We start from the raw sequence: 19813 nt of genomic DNA on the forward strand, positions 1-19813 counted from the left end.
CCGCGGTGTTCGAAAACGGTTCCCCTGTGCCCATCCGCTGACTGACCTACCATGGTGCCCATGAGCAACTACCGAGTCTGGGCCCCGTACGCTTCCGAAGTCCGTCTGCTGTTGGGCAATCCTGACGCGCCAGCGATTTTGGATATGCATCCCATCGCTGACGCGACCGATGACTACGGCGCCAACTCTGGTTGGTTTGAAGCTGATGTGGCTCGCACACCGGGGGATCGCTACGCATTTTCGCTGCGGGCACATGCGGGATACGGCGCGCCTGACGACGAATCGGGGGACCACTCCTCCCCCGCTGTCGGTGACTGGACAATACCGCTGCCAGATCCGCGTTCCCAGTCGCAGCCGGATGGTCCGCATGGTTTCTCCGAGGTCGTTGACCTGGGTGCCTATAAGTGGAAGGACTCGGCCTGGTCGGGCCGGATTCTGCCAGGAGGTCTGATTTATGAGCTGCATGTGGGCACCTTCAGCGATTCTGGTGATTTCGAAGGTTTGGTGGAACATCTAGACCACCTGATTGAGCTGGGGGTAACACACATTGAGCTGATGCCAGTGCAGCCTTTCGGCGGTGACCGCAATTGGGGCTATGACGGTGTGTCCTGGCACAGCGTGCACGAGGGCTACGGTGGCCCGCGGGGTCTACAGAAGCTAGTTGATACGTGCCACCGAAAGGGTTTGGCTGTCATCTTGGATGTGGTCTTTAACCACTTTGGCCCAGACGGCAACTATGTGGGGTTTTTCGGTCCCTACACCGCTGGTGGTTCGACGGGTTGGGGTGAGGTTGTCAATCTCACTGGCGACAACTCTGATGAGGTGCGTGCGTATATTTTGGATGCAGTGCGCCAATGGCTGGTGGATTACCACGTCGACGGTCTTCGTCTGGACGCAGTCCATGCCCTGCATGACGAGGGCGCATTCCACATTCTGGAGCAGATGCAGGTTGTCGCAGACACTGTCGCAGCCGAGACTGGTATTCCGCGTTCTTTGATTGCAGAGTCCGACCAGAATGATCCGCGTTTGGTCCGTCCGCGCGCCGCTGGTGGCTTTGGCCTCAACGCTCAGTGGGATGATGACGTCCACCATGCACTGCACACGCTAGTATCTGGCGAGGACCACGCCTACTACTCAGACTTTGGGTCGGTGGAAGCGCTAGCTAGTGCTTTGGAAACTGGCTTCTGGCATACGGGCACAATGTCGACGTTCCGTGGTCGCACTCATGGTCGTCTCTTCGACCTGTCTGTACAGCCCATGCATGCTTTCGTAACGTACACGACCACACATGATCAAACGGGAAACCGCGCTGTCGGTGACCGTCCGTCGATGAACCTCACTCCGGCGCAGCAGGTTTTAAAGGCAGCAGTTATCGCCTGCAGTCCTTTCACCCCGATGCTTTTCCAAGGTGAGGAATGGGGCGCCTCTACCCCGTTTGCTTTCTTCTGTTCCCATGAAGATCCGGAGCTGCAGCGGCTCACGCGCGAGGGACGCCTACGTGAGTTTGCCCGTGCCGGGTGGGATCCGAAGGAGGTATCCGACCCATCCGATCCAGAGACCTTTAACCGCTCGAAGCTCAATTGGCAGGAGGTCTCGGAGGGCTCGCACGCCACTATTCTGGCGGCCTACCGCGATCTCTTCGCGCTGCGGAAGTCACACCCGTCGCTTCGCACTCCGTGGTCGGCATCTGTAGTGACTGAGTATGACGAGGACAATCGTTGCCTCGTCGTTGTGCGCAGCCAGGATGAGCGCGAAATGGGTGCCCGAAACTCGGATGCCTTTGAAACTGTCGCTTTGGTTGCGAATTTCTCCGACGCCGAAACCAGCGTCAGCCTGGATTCCGAGTTCGGTTCCGCCCACCTGCTACACACTTTTGAGGACGCAGCAGCCAGCATCGTCAATGACGAAGCTGCTGGTCCCGAAATCTCGCTTCCAGCGTGGGGCTACGCTGTCGTCTCGCTCAGCTAGTCAGCCGGATTTTCAGCCTCGGTGTCGGACTCTTCCTCATCCGCCGCACCCGACTCGGGTGCTGGCCACGGCAACTCGGTGACATCACCGTGGAGGACGTGAGCCACCAACGCGTCTGCGATGAGAATATCGCTCATCACCAACGTCGGAACCAGGTCCGCCAGCTGAGCCCACATCGGAATCAGCTCACGGACAGCGGCGACACTGGCATCAGAGTTCTCAGCCTGAGTACGAGCCAATACGCGGGCAGCCACTGCAATAAGCAGTGACGTTCCCGGCACCAGAGTCCAGTGCAGCGAAGGATCATCCGCATCGATGCCGTCGAGCTTGTGGAAGCGCACATTGACCGCCTTGCGCAGTCGTGGAGACGCCTTCGATACCGTCTTAAACAACACCCGAGAGGCGGCGGCAAGCTGGGTCATGACACCGGATTCCACAATCTCAGCACGATTGCGTACCACTTCGTAGATTGCGGTGAAGCGAGCGTCATCGTCGGTCAGCGGACCCGGGACCATGCGGTAAGGATCAAAGACCTGCGACAGAATAGCGCTGGCCTGTGCTTCCGGCAGCGAGGTAATCTGCACCGAGCTCTGGTCGATAGTAGCGGACTCCAGGGTGGTGTCCTGGCCGCTGGCAGCAATGTCCAGCAGTCCCTGGCCACCAGTTGTGCGCAGGTAATCCAGCTGACGAGAACGGTCCACGCTCTCATCAGTGAGATCCGCCAATGCTGCCAATGCACCGAGCCACGGCACACGGCGACGCCCCGGCACTGGCTTAGTAGCGCTGAAGTCTCCCAGCACGAGTCCGGAGGCGATAAACATACCCGGCTGATCGTCGAGCGCGATGACTGAACGGTTCAACGCTGCCAGACCGGCGCGTGGTTCGGCACACAAGATCGCACCCAACCTAGGTGCGGCCAGCAGCGGATTCGCCTGCGCCATGTCGGTTGCACGACCAGCCCGCAAGGTCGCCAGTAGTGTCCACAAACGTGCGAGCTGATCCTGATTTAGCTCGCCCCACAGTTCCTGCGCGCGAGCAACGGGATCGGTGTCCTCGCCATCGAGGTCGATAGCCTCTGCATCATCGACATGATTCAGAATGGTCGACCCGGCCGCCGGCCACTGCGGGTGGCGTTCCTTTTCCACACCGAGAGTCACCTGCGCGACAAATGGGCCGAGGCCGCGGAGCTCGTCGGGAAGCTCGCATTCGCCCTCCACGACTTCGAGGGCGACGGGTTCGCGCCACGGCTGACCGGCGGCCCAGAGCCACAGGGTCATCGGCAAGTGCGAAACGTCGTCAGCGACATCAACCTCGATGATGTCAGTGGCTTCATCGTTGAAGGCAATCTGGCGGATGGCATCGCGGGAGGAAGCCTCCACCAGTGGTACAGACAGGCGCTTCCGTCCCGTCACACGTGTCCAGTCCAAACTGATGCGCAGAGCCTTCAGCAGGGAGATACGGTCTGCAAACTTGCCGAACTCCGCGTAGCCAGTATCGCCGAAACGCTTGATGGGGACACGACAGATGTCGCGCTCACCGCTGGAAACTGCAACATGCGCATGGCGCAACTCGCCCGGGGCATTGACGACAATCTTGCCGAAGGCATCGACACGCTTCGGGCGGGTGACCAATGTAGTGGTGCGGCGGGCGACGGATTCGTCGGCAAGCGGAACCTCAAACTGCAGCGTGCCTGGCGTGACCTGCAACTGCAGCCATGCGCCCTCGTCGGTGGAAAGCTCGACGGTACCTGTGACTTCGTCCGCCCCGAGGCGCACGATAGCGGGCTCGGCGTCAAGCGGCTTGTCGCCGGAGACAACGCGGATGTCGGCGGGGCTCAGACCGTCGATGGTTGGGATGCGGAATCCGTCACCACCACCGCTGTAAGTGATCGTGAGGTCTGCCTGCTCCGCAATGGCGAAGTGCTTCTGGAAGCTGCGGCCACGCGGATTGACCAGGCGAACCACGAACTCGCCGACCCACGGGTAATCATCATCGGTAAGGATCTCAACCTCGCCACCCGCGGCGGGCACCTCGAGGTCATAGACCATGACGGAATCCGTGGTAAACGCACCATAGCCACCAAAATCGGTGACGATGGCGCGCCAGGACTCGTCCTTACCGGACAGCGTCGGCGGGAACACAGCGACCGGACCACCGGCGTAAACCGGGGTGCCGTAGGCAGACACCGTGCCGTCGAGACGCGCGTGGGGCATGGTCATTCGCGGTTGACGCTGCGGTGATGCCGAGCGAACCTCGCCAGCCGCCCCAGACCGACGAACCTGAACTGCATGAACATCGCGAAGATCGATCTCAGCGACTTGCCACAACTCCCAGTTAAATGGGCGCGGGTCCGATAGCAATGGCACCTCAGCACCCGTAACGGGGTCAACGAGTGTGGCATCAACCGGGTAGACCACCGTAGCGGACGTCGAGTGTAGCGAGACCTTGTCTGTGACTGACTGACCGTCGGCACCGAAAATGAGAATTGGGTCCTCAGTGCTAATCGCGGGGACTCGCCAGTGCTTCTCATCGCCGATTTCCACCAGCACATCGCGCACCGGCTCATCGATGGTCACCACTGGACGCGGCAGCGAATCCTGCAGGCCCACCACCGGCGTCGTTGCTACCGTGCCGCCGAAGGTGACACGCCAGGTCCGTCCCGCCGGATCCAGCGGCGTCGGTAGCTGTACGCCAACGGTCTGCGTCAGCTCATCGAAGTACAGCTGCGGGCGCCCGGTCGTTGCCACCACGCCCACCGCTTCACGACGATTCGCAGTACCCGCCGGACGCATACGCAGCTCTTCACGCGCAGCGGCCACCAGAATAGGCGGCAGCCCCGCATCGAGCTGGCCGAGTTCTTCCCGGGCCTCCCAGTTGGCCGGATCGGCAGCGGTGGCAATGGCGTAGCCGAGGGTTGCCTTAAACAACTTGTGTGCCTGACGAGGTGCCGTCCTGGCCAGCTGACGCAGCGCCAGCGGGTAGACACCATCTTCCGCCTCTGCGATTTCGGTCAGCAGCTCCTCGAGCAGCGGATGAACCTTCGAAAGCGCCTGTACCAGGTCATTTGATGAAGGGTCGGATAGCTCCGCTACCCCGGCAAGTTCCTCGCAGCGCTCGATAATCAGTGGCATCACTGACAGCTGCACTCCCGCGTGCAGCAGAAGCACCTGCGCTGCCCGCTGCAGCGGATCCGCGTCGGCTTGGTTGCTGTCGACGTCGTTAGGCAAACCAGCGTTGGCCAGCATTGTCGGCACTGCGGCGGCGAGGTGCTCGATGAGCGCGCCGGTAGTGTCAGCGTCTGGATCCAGCTGCAGAGCGGCTGGCCAGTCCAGCCACATTTCGCTTGCCGACGCAACACGCGCGGCGCGTCCTACCAGCGAGGCAAGGGTGACCAGCGGGTGATTGTCAACGACACTCTTCGCAGCTTCGATATCGGCGGCAGTACCGCCCGCCAGATGATGGGCCAGGAGCGTTCCCAGGAAGCGGTCGATACGCTCAACCTCGTCCATCGCCAGCCCTGACCAGACAAACAGTGGCTCAACTTTGGCCTGTGTGGCAGATTCCAACAGCCCTGGAATCCGGGTGGCCAGGTCCTGCTCTGCGGCAGCCAGCCACATTTCGACAGTCACGGTATTTTCCACTCGGACACCCTGGTCGACACTGCTTGCCCCAGTCATAGTGGGTGGACGCTCCCCTTCGCTACAAAGCTTGCTCGAAAAGATTCATTTAATTAACGGAGCTGGGAGGACTTCCTCGGAGGTTTCCCAGCTGGACCCAGCAAGTCTAGGTCAAAAAGTCATACTCTGGTGTGCCGGGTACCAGTCGGCGGCACTTCAGCGGCGAGGCATCCATGCGTGCCAGCAATTCCTCGAGGTCAGAGGCACGACGTAGCTCAATACCGACAAGAGCCGCGCCAGTTTCGCGGTTGTTGCGCTTGAGGTACTCGAACTGCGAGATGTCGTCATCCGGGCCGAGAACATCGCTGAGGAACATACGCAGCTGGCCGGGCTTCTGCGGGAAGTTGACCAGGAAGTAGTGCTTGAGGCCGCGGTAGACCAGCGAGCGCTCCATGATCTCGGCATAGCGCAGCACGTCGTTATTACCGCCCGAGATGATGCAGACAACAACCTCGTCCGGTTCAAACTGCATCTGCTCCAGAGCTGCCACAGACAGCGCACCGGCCGGCTCAGCGATGATCCCTTCGTTCTGATAGAGATCCAGCTGCGCCTCACAGACCGCGCCCTCCGGCGCAATCATCGGATGAACGCGGTTGCGGTTGGCCTCCAGGATGTGCCATGGCAGGTCACCGAAACGGGCCACCGCGGCGCCATCGACGAACGGATCGGTGTGCCCCAGCGTAATCGGGCCGTTGTTCTCCAGGGCTGCGCGCATGCAGGCCGCACCCGCAGGTTCCACACCCATGACCTGGGTGTTCGGCGACATATCCGACAGGTAAGAGGTGACACCGCTGAGCAGACCACCGCCACCGACCGGTGCGCAGATGGTATCCAGAGTCAACCCCTGGCCGGAGAGCTGCGCAATAATTTCAGCTGCGACAGTGCCTTGTCCGACAATGGTGTTGAAGGAGTCGAATGGCTCCACCATGGTGGCACCAGTGCGCTGTGCGTCAGCACGCGCCGCAGCGGCGGCCTCATCGAAGGAGTCCCCGACAACGACAATCTCAACGGCATCGCGGCCGTGGTAAGCGATACGGTCGCGCTTCTGCTTCGGCGTGGCATTGGGCACATAGATGCGCCCCTTAATACCCAGCTGGCGGCAGGCATATGCCACGCCTTGAGCGTGGTTTCCTGCAGATGCCGCAACGACGCCTGCTGCTCGCTCTTCGTCGGTAACCTGAACCATGGCGTTGTAGGCACCGCGAATCTTGTACGAGCGCACGTCCTGGAGGTCTTCCCGCTTGAGGAATACCTTTGCACCGGTGATTTCGGAAAGACGTGGGCTGAACTGCAGCGGAGTGGCCGCAATAACCGAAGAAATTCGTGCCTGCGCAATCTGAATATCGGCCGCGTGAACAAGTCGGCGTTCGGTCTGGGAAGCAGGCACAGAATTCTCACTCATGAGCTATGACTCTACTCGGTCATACAACCGGTTGCGACAATCAGGGCCGCGATAAGCTACCCCAAAATGCTGGCCCCAATCGTCGCCTTCAGATCACCAATCAAGCTGGCGTCCCGGTCGACCCGCAAGTGCTCGCCGAGAACCAAAGTGGTGTGGGAATCGCCGTCGACAAGCTTGAGGTAAACGTCGGAGTCGCCTGGGTTGTCCAGCAGTACTGACTTCAGCTTGGCAATCATCTCCGGAGTGCACTGATCAGTGCGCATGGTCAGACGCAGCGGCGCCGAAGTGGAGCCATTACGGCCAAGATCCGGCAGCTTCAGGTCATCACAGACCACACTCATGCGGTCATCGCGGTACTGAACGCGAGCACGAATAAGCACAATGGCGTCTTCAGCAATGCTGGTGGCAATCATTGCGTAGGTCCTCGCAAAAGCCATGACTTCCACGCGCGCGCCGTTGTGGTCCTCAATGCCAATAATCGCCCAGGGCTGACCGTTCTTATTCACGCGACGGTCAACACTGGAGACAATGCCACCAATAGTGATTTCGGTGTTGTTGGCGACTTCCCCACCGACGACCGTGGTCAAAGCGGTATCGGTCTGCGCGGCCAGCGATTCTTCGAACCCATCGAGTGGATGACCGGAGACATAGAGGCCCAGCATTTCTCGTTCCAGGGTCAGCTCGTGCTTGCGATCCCACTTTTCATCCGGCACACGGATTTCAAAGATGCTCTCCGATCCGGTGTCCTCTTCCCCACCGAAGCCCGCAAACAGGTCGAACTGTCCCTTGTCTGCAGCCTTCTTGGTCGACAGCACCGAGTCAATGGCTTCTTCGTGAATGAGCGCAAGGCCCTTTCGTGGGTGCCCCAGCGAGTCGAAAGCGCCGGCCTTAATCAGCGACTCGGTGATGCGCTTGTTACACGGCAGCGTCTCAATCTTGTCCAGGTAGTCCGAGAACGACGTGAACTTGCCCTTCTCCTCGCGCGTCTTCACAATCGACGCGACCACATCATGGCCGACGTTGCGGATAGCGCCAAGGCCGAAGCGAATATCCTCACCGACCGGCTCGAAGTCCATACCCGACTCATTGACATCCGGCGGCAGCACCTTAATGCCAAGGTGGCGACAGTCCGACAGATAAATAGCCAGCTTGTTCTTATCATCCGCCACCGAGGTCAACAGCGCCGCCATGTACTCAGCGGTGTAGTTGGCCTTCAGATACGCGGTCCAGTAGGACACCAGGCCGTAGCCCGCCGCGTGAGACTTGTTAAACGCGTACGAGGCGAAGGGCAGAATAATATCCCACAGCTTCTGGACAGCATCCTTGGAGAAACCATTCTCCAACATGCCGCCTTCGAAGTTCACGAACTCCTTGGCCAGCACCTCGGGCTTCTTCTTACCCATGGCCTTACGGAAACCATCTGCTTGGCCCGCGGTGTAATTCGCCAGCTTCTGCGAGATCTTCATGATCTGCTCCTGGTACACGATCAGGCCGTGTGTTTCTTCCAGGATTTCTTTCAGCTGCTCATCCAGTTCCGCGTGGATGGCGTTATAAGGCTTGCGACCATTCTTAATATCCGCGTAGTCAAAGTGCGCGTTCACACCCATCGGCCCCGGACGGTACAGCGCCAGCGATGCCACGATGTCGTCGAAGCCCGTTGGCTGCATGCGTTTGAGCAGCTCACGCATTCCGCCACCATCGAGCTGGAACACACCGAGGGTGTCACCGCGCGACAGCAGCTCATAGACCTTCGGATCATCGGTCTGAAGGTCATCGAGCAGAACTGTCTCGCCTCGGTTGGACTTGATGTGCTCAATACAGTCACCGATAACCGTCAGGTTTCGAAGACCCAGGAAGTCCATCTTCAACAGACCGATGGCCTCACACGCCGGATAGTCCCAGCCAGTGATAATCGCACCGTCAGCCTGTCGCTTCCACATCGGGATGTGATCCAAGAGCGGCACCGACGCCATCACCACGGCACAGGCGTGCACGCCGGTCTGCCTAACGACGCCCTCGAGACCACGAGCTGTCTCGTAAATTCGAGCCACATCCGGGTCGGTTTCAATAAGCTGTCGGACCTCGGCTGCCTCGCCGTAGCGTGGGTGCTCCGGGTCGACAATACCACTCAGCGGAATATCCTTAGCCATAATCGCAGGCGGCAGCGCCTTAGTAATGCGGTCTGCGATCTGGTAACCCGGCTGACCGAACTGCACACGCGCCGAGTCCTTCAAAGCCTGCTTGGTCTTCACCGTACCGAAGGTGACCACCTGCGCCACCTTGTCTTCGCCCCAGCGATCGGCCGCGTAGCGAATCATTTCATCGCGGCGGCGGTCGTCGAAGTCGATATCGATATCCGGTGCGGACGGACGTTCTGGGTTCAGGAATCGCTCGAAGAGCAAACCGTGTTCAATCGGGTCAATATTCGTAATCCACGTCGCATACGCGACCAGGGAACCGGCAGCGGAACCACGCCCCGGACCGACCTTGATGCCCACCTCGCGGGCATGGCGGATCAACTCCGCCACGATGAGGAAGTACGACGGGTAGCCCTTACCGTCAATAACCTCAATTTCATACTCCGCGCGCCGGATGTACTCCTCCGGTACTTCGCGCCCCTCAAAGCGCTTGCGCAGCCCCTCCATCACGTTGTGATGCAGCCATGTCGTCGGCGTTTCCCCTTCCGGAACGTCCGCCTTCGGCATGCGATCGTGCGGGTGCTCTTCCCACAGCTCGTCGTAATCCTCGACGCGTTCCGCGATGAGCAGCGTGTTATCACAGGCACCCGGGACTAGATGATCCCAGGTCGCGCGCATTTCTTCAGCGGACTTAATAAAGTAGCCATCACCGTCGAACTTAAAACGGTCCGGGTCATTGAGCGTCTTACCCGTCTGCACGCAGAGCATAGCCTCGTGAGCCTTGGCCTGGTCACGGGTGACATAGTGGCAGTCATTCGTAACCAACGGCGGCAGGTTCAGCTTCCGCCCAATCTCCAGCAGCTCACTGCGCACACGGGTCTCAATATCCAACCCGTGATCCATCAGCTCAAGGAAGTAGTTTTCCTTGCCGTAGATGTCCTGCCACATACCGGCGGCCTGCAGAGCCTCGTCGAACTGCCCCAGGCGCAGACGAGTCTGCACATCACCAGACGGGCAACCAGTGGTTGCGATAATGCCCTCGGCGCGTTCCGCCACTAACTCGGCATCCATACGCGGGTACTTACTAATTTGCCCCTCATATGACGCCATCGACGACAGGTAGAACAGGTTCCGCAGACCCTGCGCATTCGCGGCCAACATGGTCTGGTGCAAGTAGGAACCGCGACCGGAGACGTCATCTCGACGCTGATGCGGTTCACCCCACTGAATGCGCTTTTTATTAAAACGACTCTCCGGCGCCATATAGGCCTCAATGCCGATGATCGGCTTGACGCCCTTGGACTTCATCTGCCGATAGAAAGCATTTGAGCCAAACATATTGCCGTGGTCGGTGACACCGACCGCAGGCATTCCCTGTCGCGCAACCTCGTCGGCAAGCAAATCAATCTTCGCCATACCGTCGAGCATGGAGTACTCGGTGTGATTGTGGAGGTGCACGAAGGAGGAGTTAGCCATGAGTCCAGATTGTAGACAATCCCCCGGACTGAACAAGATTCCTTCGAACACCCAAAATGAAGCAGCCCCTTATGCCTGCACAGTTATAGCTAAAGACGTGTGCAACATCACTCTTACTTTTCCTTTACTTTTCAAAACCAGTTAACAATACTCGACACCACGGTTCGTGAGGAAGTTCTCATGTTTTCCTCGCGGCCACAAAGAAACGCACTGCCCTCGAGCAAAGAACCAAAGGAGCAATACAGTGTTCGCACCACTTTCCGATGGCCACTTCACCTACTTCCCCAAGCCCGAGCTTGACGAGGTTCTTGCAACCATCGACCGCCGCCCAGTTGCCGCCGGCTACCTCATCGATGGCGATGTCATCACCTCCAACATGGATGCCGCCCGCTACAGCTGGCTGGTCTAAAAGGGCGCAGACCTGGAAAATTCTGACTTTCTTTTCAAAATCAAAGACAGTACAGGTTTTCAATGATTACGTTTTAGGGCATGAAACTTTCTCGAGCTTCTGCCCCGGAGTCCTCGGACACATCCCGCCCGGCTCCGACATCGATGTCTCACCTGCCTGAAGCGCTGCCGCCGCAGACGCCCCAGACAGCCCGCCCGCCACTAGCTACCGACACGCTGCTTAACTGCACTTCCCTTCCTGCAGTCGTCGTCGACCTCGCGGCGGTCGAAGCCAATGCCCGCGATATGCTCCGCCGTGCAAACGGGATGCCTATCCGCGTGGCCTCGAAATCGATTCGCATTCCACAGCTTATTTCGCACGCCCTGGCCTTCCCCGGTTTCCAGGGCGTGCTGGCATATTCGCTGGCAGAGGCGCTGTACCTATTCCGAGAAGGCATTAGTGACGACATCGTCGTCGCCTACCCAACTCTTGACGCCCGCGCTATCTCAGAGCTTGCCGACGATGATGCAGCGCGTGCCGCCATCTGCGTCATGGTTGACCGTCCCGAGCATCTGGAGGCGCTGGCGTCGTCGGCAAGCGAAAATGCGCCAATCCGCGTGTGCATGGACGTCGACGCATCCTTTCGTCCCCTCCCCGGCGTGCATATCGGTACGCTGCGCTCAAGCCTGTTCTCGCCGAAGCAGGCAGCGGCGTTTGCCAAGCAGATCATTGCCCACCCGGAGCTGCAGCTGGCCGGAATCATGATGTATGAGGGACACATTGCCGGAGTGGGCGATGCCGGAAACTCCCTGCGTGCGCGCGCAATTCGAGTGATGCAGGCCGTCTCAAAGAAGGAATTGGCAAAGCGCCGCGCGAAGGTTGTCGCTGCAGTCGAGAAAGTGGCGGGGCCGCTGGAGTTTGTCAACGGTGGTGGCACGGGGTCGCTGGAGTCGACGTGCGCCGAGGCCGCAGTCACCGAGGCAGCGGCGGGGTCGGGGTTCCTGGCACCAACCCTCTTCGATAACTATCGCGCATTCAATCTGCGCCCGGCGTCCTGGTTTGTGTTGCCGGCGACGCGACGCCCTAAGAAGGGCGTGGTCACGGTGTCCGGCGGTGGTCGAATTGCCTCTGGACCGGCGGGAGCTGACCGGCTGCCAACCCCCTGGTACCCCACTGGCCTGCGCTACGCGGCAGAGGAAGGACCAGGTGAGGTGCAGACTCCGCTGCTCGGCAAGACCGCCGACGCAATTTCGCTGGGAGATGCCGTGTGGTTCCGCCACGCCAAGGCCGGCGAAATAGCCGAGCACACACAAGAAGTCATTGCAGTTCGAGATGGCACCATCATCGCCCACTGGCCCACGTACCGAGGAAAGGGATTGATCTTCACATGAGCAATTCAAACAACAACGCCCGCTTCACAGTCTCTACAGTTGAGTCCCGAGTACCACGCGTACGTCGGCGTGCGCAGGCGAAAGCCGTCGCCAACTCGCATTGGAACAATTGGGCGCACACGCAATCATGCACCCCGTCCTATACTCATCAGCCGCACGATGATGAGGGCGTCATCTCGGTAATTAAAGCGGCGAAGACCGAAGGAACTACGGTGCGTCCGCTGGGGGCCGGTCATTCCTTTACGTCCGTGGCCACCACCGATGGGCACCGCATTCAACTCGACCGCTGCTCTGGTCTGGTCGAACTCGACGCCGCCAACCAGACCGCCACGCTGCGTGCCGGCACTCGCTTGCGCGACACTCCAGGTATTCTGCGCCCGCTCGGTTGGGCACTTCCCAACCAGGGCGATGTCGATCCGCAGTCGCTGGCCGGTGCTATCTCTACTGGCACACACGGCACCGGGCTTGGATTCACCGGCTTCGCAGGCACCGTGAAGGGATTCAAGATTGTCACCGCGGATGGCGTCGTCAGGCACTGCCATCCGGACGCTGAGGGAATCGACGGCGAGCTCTACCGCCTCGGACGGCTGGGACTGGGTGTCTTCGGCGTGCTTACGGAGGTCACGATGTCCGTCGTGCCAGCGTTTGATCTGCACGCCGACGAGCACCGCGAAGAGTTTGATTCCCTGCGCAAGAGTTTCGCCGAGCGCTGCAAAGAAGCTGACCACCTGGAGTTTTTCTGGTTCCCGGGACAGCGCGAGACGCTGGTCAAGCACAATACTCGCATTGAACCGCAGCGCCACCGCCGCCCGAGCCGCAATAGCCTGAAGCAGCGCCTGGGCAGCGCGCGTACGTATCTTAACGACGAAGTCGTCAACAACATGGGACTCTTGGCGTGCTGCGAGATTGCTAAGGCCATTCCCGCTACGACCGACACCATCAACCGGATTGCCACCAACACCGTGCCAGAGCGCCGCTATTCCAACGAGGCGCACAAGGTCTTCGTCTCGCCGCGCCGAGTGCGTTTTTCCGAGATGGAGTACTCCGTCCCGCTCGAGGCCGCTTCCGATGTCCTCGGGGAAATCCGCGACACGATTGCCCGCAAGAGGATGAAAGTCTCCTTCCCCATCGAGGTGCGCTCCGCGAAAGCCGATGATGTGGCCCTGTCCACTGCGTACGGTCGCGACAGTGCCTACATCGCCATCCACCGCTACTGGAAGGAAAATTACCGAGAGTACTTCAACCTCATCGAGCCGATTTTCAAGGCCCACGAAGGTCGCCCGCACTGGGGCAAATTGCACACGCTTCGCGCGGAGGATTTCGCGGAACGTTATCCGCTGTTCGGCGAGGTCCAGGCACTACGGGAAAAGGTCGACCCGCAGGGAATCTTCCTCAACGAGCACCTGCGCGAACTTTTCTGCTAATTATCTGCCGGCTTTACGACGTCCCGGGTAACCGCCCCATCCGCCTGGTCAGCGGCATCGTCGGAAACCGCGGCCGGTTCAACACCGGCCTTGCGGAGTTCCCGGCGAACCCGACGCTGCCGGAGCATCTTCAAGATGAGGTCGCAGATGAACAGCGCGACGGCACCCCAGATGATGAAGAACCCGATCCAGCGCTCCGGTTCGAGCTGCTCGCCCAGCACAGTGACTGCCAGGGTGATTTGGAGAACCGGAGTGAGGTACTGCATCAGACCCAAGGTGGCCAGCGGCAGGCGTTTGGCACCTTCGCCGAAGAGCAGCAACGGAATGGCGGTAGCAACACCGGCGCTCATCATGAGCAGCGTGTGGCCTGTTCCTTCGGAGCTAAACGTGCTCTGCCCGTTGTAGGTCAACCAGAGGATGTAGGCCAGAGCAATCGGTGTGATTACGGCGGACTCGGCCGTCAGCGAAGCTGCGGAGGAAAGCGATACCCGCTTCTTCATTAGTCCGTAAAAACCGAAACTGAACGCCAGCGCCAGCGCACCCAACGGCGGATGTCCCACACCAATTGTGAGAACAATGACCGCAATGGTTGCCAGGATGACACTGCCGAGCTGCAACCGCGAGATGCTTTCACGGAAGAAAATCATCGCCAACAAAACGCTGACCAGCGGGTTGATGAAGTAGCCGAGCGCGGCCTCCGCCACCTGCCCATTGTTGACCAGGTAGACGTACACACCCCAGTTGACGGAGATCAACAGTGCGGCAATAAAAATAGTGCCCCAGGTCTTGGCACTCGCGGCCTTCAGCTCTGGCCATGCGCGCATGAAGCTGAGGGCAATGACCATAAAGACAAGGGTCCAGACGAATCGGTGCGCCAAAATCTCTACGGCCCCTGCTGGTTCCAGCAAGGGGAAATAGAGCGGAAACAGCGCCCACAAAAGGTACGCACCGAATGCCTGAATCACTGTTGACTGACTCCTTTTCGTTCTTGTTGAAACTGACTGCGTACTGGCGGCAGAGTTCTAGCCGCTTCATCCTAGTCGTTTGGATTTAGGACACTTAGTTCTGGTTTCTATTAGTTCTGGCCGCTTAGTTCTGGCTCAGCCCTGGCGCAAAGAGCGGATCTTTATCCGTGAAGCCGGAACTCAGCACCGGGCGAATACCAAAGCGGCCACGCGCCGCATCTGATGGCAGCGCCTCGACAGCTTTCACATCGGGCATTTTTTTGACATCCATCAACGATTCAGCGTCACCATAGACCAGTAAACCGTTGAAGCCGAGCCGTTCGTCGTCAATCGCGACGTCCGCGTAAGCAGCCGCTAACTCCAGCTGATCTTGCAGCAGCTTTTCTTCGCTAGCTGTTTTACTCGGCTGCGGCAAATACCGGGTGCTCACACCGCCGATGATTGCAGTCGATACTCGCAGAGAGGGCTCTTTTTCATAGACCTGTGCCGCTTCTTGCGCATCAAGCAGCCGATCAAAAGTCACCATCGCCCAGAACTTCGGGTCCTCCACGACTGGCTGGCCTGTCTTTAGCCGGTGGTCCTCTTTCTTCATATTCTCGAGGGACTTGTCGGCACGCTCTACGTACTGCTCGGTTGCTTCCCACGGGTCCGGGCCGAGCGCATCGCCGTTGAGGTTCTGCGGCTTGCTTACCCGATCGGAGGTCGAAGCGACTGCTAACACAATCACCAATACGACAACACAGAAACCAGAGATTAGTGCCATCACTGGCGAAATACTGCCGTCACCAGTGCTTTTCGCACGAGTTTCACGGCGTGGTGGGGTCTTGGATCCCGATGGGGTCTGCGTCATGCGCTCTGCCTCAAAACTTCCAATGCGTGGTTCAAATCATCTGGGTATGGACATTCGATTTCCATCCAGCGACCATCTGCCGGATGGTGGAAACCAAGCGAGACCGCGTGAAGCCACTGGCGGTTGAGCCCCAGCCGCTTGGCCAATGCCGGATCAGAACCGTACATGGGATCGCCGCAGCATGGGTGATTCAGCGCAGAGAAGTGCACGCGAATCTGGTGCGTACGCCCAGTTTCTAGATTCACCTTCAGCAGCGTTGCTGGGGCGAAGGCCTCAAGCGTTTCGTAGTGCGTCACAGCATGCTTGCCATCCTGGCGGACGGCAAAGCGCCAACCCGCCGACGGATGACGGCCAATCGGCGCATCAATTGTCCCGGACAGCGGATCCGGATGCCCCTGAACCAGAGCGTGATAGGTCTTGGACACCTCACGGTTTTTGAACGCCCGCTTGAGCACGGAGTAGCCCCGTTCGGAGCAGGCGACAACCATCACGCCAGAGGTGCCAACATCGAGGCGATGCACGATGCCTTTTCGCTCGGGCGGACCGGAGGTAGAAATGCGGAAACCAGCAGCCGCCAGTCCGCCGATAACCGTTGGGCCTTCCCAACCGACTGACGGATGTGCGGCCACACCGACAGGCTTGTGAACAGCCACCAAATCGGAGTCGTGGTAGAGCACGTCCATGCCCTCGACGAGTTCCTCTTTGGGAACCAATGGCTTTTCCACCGGCGGCAACAACACAGAGAGGAAAGCGTTTTCTTCCAATCGGTCGGACTTGCCAACGCTCACGCCATCGACCGTGATGTCCCCAGCCGCTGCCAAATCAGCCACCGCTGTGCGCGAGAGCCCCAACAACTTAGCCACACCGGCGTCTACCCGCATACCAGCCAAGCCCGGTGGAACGGGCATCTGCCGGGTTTCTCGGTCGGGCTGGTGCGCTCCCCCGAGTGCTGCACCACCATTTACTGCATTGTCGTTCACTGCTGTCCTCCCTCCGCCGACTGCTTCTGATCCTGCTGAGCAGATTTCTTCTCCGCTGCAATCTGATCAGCGAAGAGATCCGGCTCCTTGGAAAAAACCATCCAGATAACGAGGATAATAACGCCCACAGTAATCGCGGAGTCCGCGATATTAAATACGGCAAAACCCTTAACCGACAGGAAATCGACGACGTGGCCGACGTAGAAACCGGGTTCCCGAAACAGCCTATCGATGAGGTTGCCCAGCGCACCACCAGCAATAAGCCCCGCTGCAGTCGCCGATATAGGACTGCGCAGCCAATGGGAAAAGCACATCACAGCCAGGATGTAAACCAGCTGCAACGTGGTAAAAACCCAGGTGGCGTTCGTGCCAAAGGAAAAGGCTGCACCGGGGTTAAAAACGAGCCGCAACTCGAAGAGATCGCCAATGACCTGCACCGCAGGACGGCCATCGAGAGTCTTCAAAGCGATAATCTTGGTCAGCTGATCAATGATCGCAACTGACACAATAACCGCAGCGAGAATCCCCCGCCGCGGGAAATATGTCCTCGTTTCCTTCTTAGTCACTGTCCCATAATGGCCTAACAAACCCATATTCAGCCAACTGACACCGCCCGGGTGGTTCATATCCACCACGAAACCGGTACGCTAACCGGTGTGACTCGACGTTTCCAATCTCAGTTTGTTCCGGCCTCCTCTGCTTTACGACGTGCAGGAGGCACCACCTCCTCGTGGTTCCGTCGACCTAGCCGCAGCGACCAGCCTGGTCACACCAAGCGTGGCCTGCTGGCGAGGGTCGGCACCGCTGTTGTTGCCGCTACCACTGTGGTGTCATTGGCCGCGTGCTCGTCGGAAAGCTCGGTGGAAACGCAACCCGTGGACGTTGCACAACCCAAGGTCGAATTGACCAGTGCTGGTAGCGGTGAGCTGGCGAGCGTGCGCTGGAAGGACGACGGTGCAGAGCAGGAGTCGACCGTGGCGGTGACGCAGGGCTTCGCGCAGCGTGGCGGAAACGCCAATAGCGACCAGACGTTCCCGGACACCCGCCTGGAAATCCCCCTGACCAGCACTGTTACCAGCGATAACGATACTCGTGTGGTGACGTCAGAGGTGGGTAAACCCCACGGCTCCAACGATGAGCTGAATGAGGATATCGCTACCGCACAGGGCTTTATCTCTGATTGGTCAACAACAGCCACTGGTGAGGTCAAGGAACTCAAGCTGGGAGCGCCGGAGAAGGCGACCGACACCGCTCGCGCTGGTGTGGAGATGGCGCTGCAGCAGCTGCATTCCGTACCTATCGTCTTCCCTTCCGAGGACATCGGAAAGGATGCGACCTGGACGGTCGAAAGCGAGGTCGAAGGCCAGACCACGATGACGCAGAAGGTGACCTATACCCTGCTCAGCCGTGCGGGCGACATTGTTAATTTGAAGGTCGATGTCAAGCAGGTGCCGACCGTCACGGAGTTGGACACTGGCGGAGAGGGTGCACTGAAGGTTGTCGAGGCCACGACTGACATGCTTGCCGACCGCGTCACCATCGACCTGACTAAGCCCCTTCCGATGAAGGGCAACATCGACTTTGTGACCTCCGTGACCTACGGCGACGGCAACTCCGATGTGCGCATCACTCAGCAGACGCATCGCGGGCTGGAGTTTAAGGACGGCGACGGCTCGAGGAAGTAGCCCAGAAGAATAGCTCGGGCCACTGCAAGGTTAGAAGACGAGAAAGTGTCTAGGTTTATGTCACTTTTCGGGTTAAGTAGCAAAAAGTGTGTCCGCTCGGCGTGTTGCGGGGCGGGCACACCGTTTGTTACTTCATGGGGCCTTTTCTGATTCCTATCGAGTGTTCGTACTCGGTTGGGATAGCGTTGTCGTAGAAGGCTGGTCGGCCTGTTTCATGGTCGGCTTTGTTGTGGTCTTCTTCGACAAGATCGTTGACTTTGGCGAGTTGATCTTGGCCGAAATTGCACTGCCTGGCGATCTTTAATGGGTCGTCAGGCAGTTGCGTTTTCGAGTGCAGGTACCACTCGAGCATTTTTCGTTGGCGTTCCCCGGACCTGCCGCGATGCGCGTCGGCGATGCGTTTGAGCCCGGCGTTGATGCCGCCTTCCAGACTGTTTGTCGTTGAAGCCCAGCGTTGAGGCTCAAGCGCATTCGGTGGTGGCTGCAGGTAGGTAAACAGCCATCCTTTCCGTGAGAGGTGCAGCAGGGAGTTGTATGCCTTGCGAACTCGCAGATGGGTCCATTCCCACTGGTTGTTGAGTGTGCGGCGCTCTTTTGACACGGGCGTTTTCTCGTTGAGGAATGCTTTGAATACCTGTCCGAAGTCGTGCAGACGCAGCGTCCACTCCCGTGCCTGGTCGAGTGTGGTGATACGGGTCAGTTTCAACGCCAGGGCGTAGATGGCTTTGCCGGCGTCGGTGCGTGGTCGTGATGTGGTGTAGCGGCGGATGACGCGTTGCGCATGGACGAGGCATCGTTGGATTATCGCGTTCGGCCAGCAGGCTTTAATCGCAGTAAGTGCGCCTTGTCCGCCGTCGAGGACGACGCAGAGCGGCTCAGCGATTTTGCGGAGTAGCTGCGTGTAGGCGTGGGCGGTTTCGTGTTTGGTCCAGTGCCATGCGATGACGTGGTCGTGGCTGGCTGCGACGAGCAAGCATCCGGCGGCGGTGTAGGTACCGTCGATGAAGATCTGGTCGTAGATGCGCTGTGGGTCACCGTCGTTGGGGATGTCGATGAGCCAGAACGGTTTGAATCGGCGGTCAAGTGTCCAACGGCTTACCCCTTGTTGCTGGGCGAGTTCAGACAACGTTGCTGTGGAGGTGGCATAAGAGACGAAGGCTTTAAAGTCGCGGGTCTGCGTGCGGTCGGTGCGGGTTCGTGTCGTGGAACTGCCGCAGTTCGGGTCCTTGCATCGCCACCTGGTTGTGCCTTTAGAAGTGGTTCCGTTTTTCTTCATTTGCCCAGCGCATATCGGGCATCGTGGTCTGTTTTTACTCACCCGGAAAGCACACCAACCCCCGATTAGCACATGCGGGTGCCATTCCGGTGGATTGAACACTAATCGGGCGGATATAAGGTCTTGATGCTTATATCCGCCCGATTTACCCAGCCTAATCAGCAGTAATGCTGAAAGTCAGACACACTTTTTG

At 59.2% G+C, this 19813-nt stretch carries 13 protein-coding genes; 5 read left to right on the forward strand and 8 right to left on the reverse strand.

Going from position 1 to position 19813, the window contains the following annotated elements; translation table 11 throughout:
- Nucleotides 1-51 precede the first annotated feature (51 nt).
- Nucleotides 52-1968, forward strand: a complete 1917-nt coding sequence (treZ, locus tag ADM64_RS09340; protein ID WP_049193991.1) for a malto-oligosyltrehalose trehalohydrolase — start codon at nt 52-54, stop codon at nt 1966-1968.
- Here treZ and ADM64_RS09345 read toward each other — a convergent pair.
- The 3 genes from ADM64_RS09345 to dnaE all read right to left on the reverse strand — a co-directional run bounded on the left by ADM64_RS09345 (nt 1965) and on the right by dnaE (nt 10661).
- Nucleotides 1965-5645 carry a hypothetical protein gene (locus ADM64_RS09345; protein WP_049170286.1) on the reverse strand — a complete coding sequence of 1227 codons (3681 nt, stop codon included), beginning with the start codon at nt 5643-5645 and terminating at the stop codon, nt 1965-1967. The two genes, treZ and ADM64_RS09345, sit on opposite strands and share 4 nt — an antisense overlap.
- Nucleotides 5646-5751: 106 nt before the next feature.
- Nucleotides 5752-7047, reverse strand: a complete 1296-nt coding sequence (gene ilvA, locus ADM64_RS09350) for a threonine ammonia-lyase IlvA (protein WP_016422977.1) — start codon at nt 7045-7047, stop codon at nt 5752-5754.
- Between the two features lie 56 nt (nt 7048-7103).
- Nucleotides 7104-10661, reverse strand: coding sequence for a DNA polymerase III subunit alpha (dnaE, locus tag ADM64_RS09355; RefSeq protein ID WP_038625760.1), 3558 nt, complete (start codon nt 10659-10661; stop codon nt 7104-7106).
- A gap of 244 nt (nt 10662-10905) precedes the next feature.
- Here dnaE and ADM64_RS11020 point away from each other — a divergent pair, with 244 nt between their 5' ends.
- The 3 genes from ADM64_RS11020 (at nt 10906) to ADM64_RS09365 (ending at nt 13864) form a co-directional block, all read left to right on the forward strand.
- Entirely contained in the window at nt 10906-11070 is a 165-nt protein-coding gene (locus ADM64_RS11020; protein ID WP_016422979.1) for a hypothetical protein, read from the forward strand.
- Nucleotides 11071-11150: 80 nt separating this feature from the next.
- Entirely contained in the window at nt 11151-12440 is a 1290-nt protein-coding gene (locus ADM64_RS09360) for an alanine racemase (RefSeq protein ID WP_049193993.1), read from the forward strand.
- A complete protein-coding gene (locus ADM64_RS09365) occupies nt 12437-13864 on the forward strand; it encodes a D-arabinono-1,4-lactone oxidase (protein WP_049193995.1) in 1428 nt (475 codons plus the stop codon). The genes ADM64_RS09360 and ADM64_RS09365 overlap by 4 nt, the downstream gene beginning before the upstream one ends.
- Here the strand turns inward: ADM64_RS09365 and rarD are convergent.
- The 4 genes from rarD to lspA form a co-directional block, all read right to left on the reverse strand.
- Nucleotides 13861-14829 carry an EamA family transporter RarD gene (gene rarD / locus ADM64_RS09370; protein WP_049193996.1) on the reverse strand — a complete coding sequence of 323 codons (969 nt, stop codon included), beginning with the start codon at nt 14827-14829 and terminating at the stop codon, nt 13861-13863. The genes ADM64_RS09365 and rarD overlap by 4 nt on opposite strands.
- Before the next feature lie 124 nt (nt 14830-14953).
- Nucleotides 14954-15679: a hypothetical protein gene (locus tag ADM64_RS09375; RefSeq protein ID WP_049193997.1), complete on the reverse strand. Its 726-nt coding sequence runs from the start codon at nt 15677-15679 to the stop codon at nt 14954-14956.
- On the reverse strand, nt 15676-16587 hold the full coding sequence (locus ADM64_RS09380; protein WP_042389388.1) for an RluA family pseudouridine synthase: 912 nt from the start codon (nt 16585-16587) through the stop codon (nt 15676-15678). Before ADM64_RS09380 ends, ADM64_RS09375 begins: the two co-directional genes overlap by 4 nt.
- 68 nt (nt 16588-16655) lie before the next feature.
- Nucleotides 16656-17225: a signal peptidase II gene (lspA, locus tag ADM64_RS09385; protein WP_049193998.1), complete on the reverse strand. Its 570-nt coding sequence runs from the start codon at nt 17223-17225 to the stop codon at nt 16656-16658.
- A 90-nt stretch (nt 17226-17315) separates the two neighbouring features.
- Between lspA and ADM64_RS09390 the strand changes: the two genes are divergently transcribed.
- Nucleotides 17316-18344: a hypothetical protein gene (locus tag ADM64_RS09390; protein ID WP_241486358.1), complete on the forward strand. Its 1029-nt coding sequence runs from the start codon at nt 17316-17318 to the stop codon at nt 18342-18344.
- Nucleotides 18345-18471: 127 nt separating this feature from the next.
- Here the strand turns inward: ADM64_RS09390 and ADM64_RS09395 are convergent, their stop codons facing one another.
- Nucleotides 18472-19662 (reverse strand): IS1249 family transposase, encoded by a 1191-nt coding sequence (locus tag ADM64_RS09395; RefSeq protein WP_162838042.1) that lies wholly within the window; start codon nt 19660-19662, stop codon nt 18472-18474.
- Between the last annotated feature and the right edge of the window lie 151 nt (nt 19663-19813).

The sequence above is a fragment of the Corynebacterium sp. 401_CJEI genome, assembly GCF_001076435.1.
GTDB classification, from domain to species: Bacteria; Actinomycetota; Actinomycetes; order Mycobacteriales; family Mycobacteriaceae; genus Corynebacterium; species Corynebacterium jeikeium_D.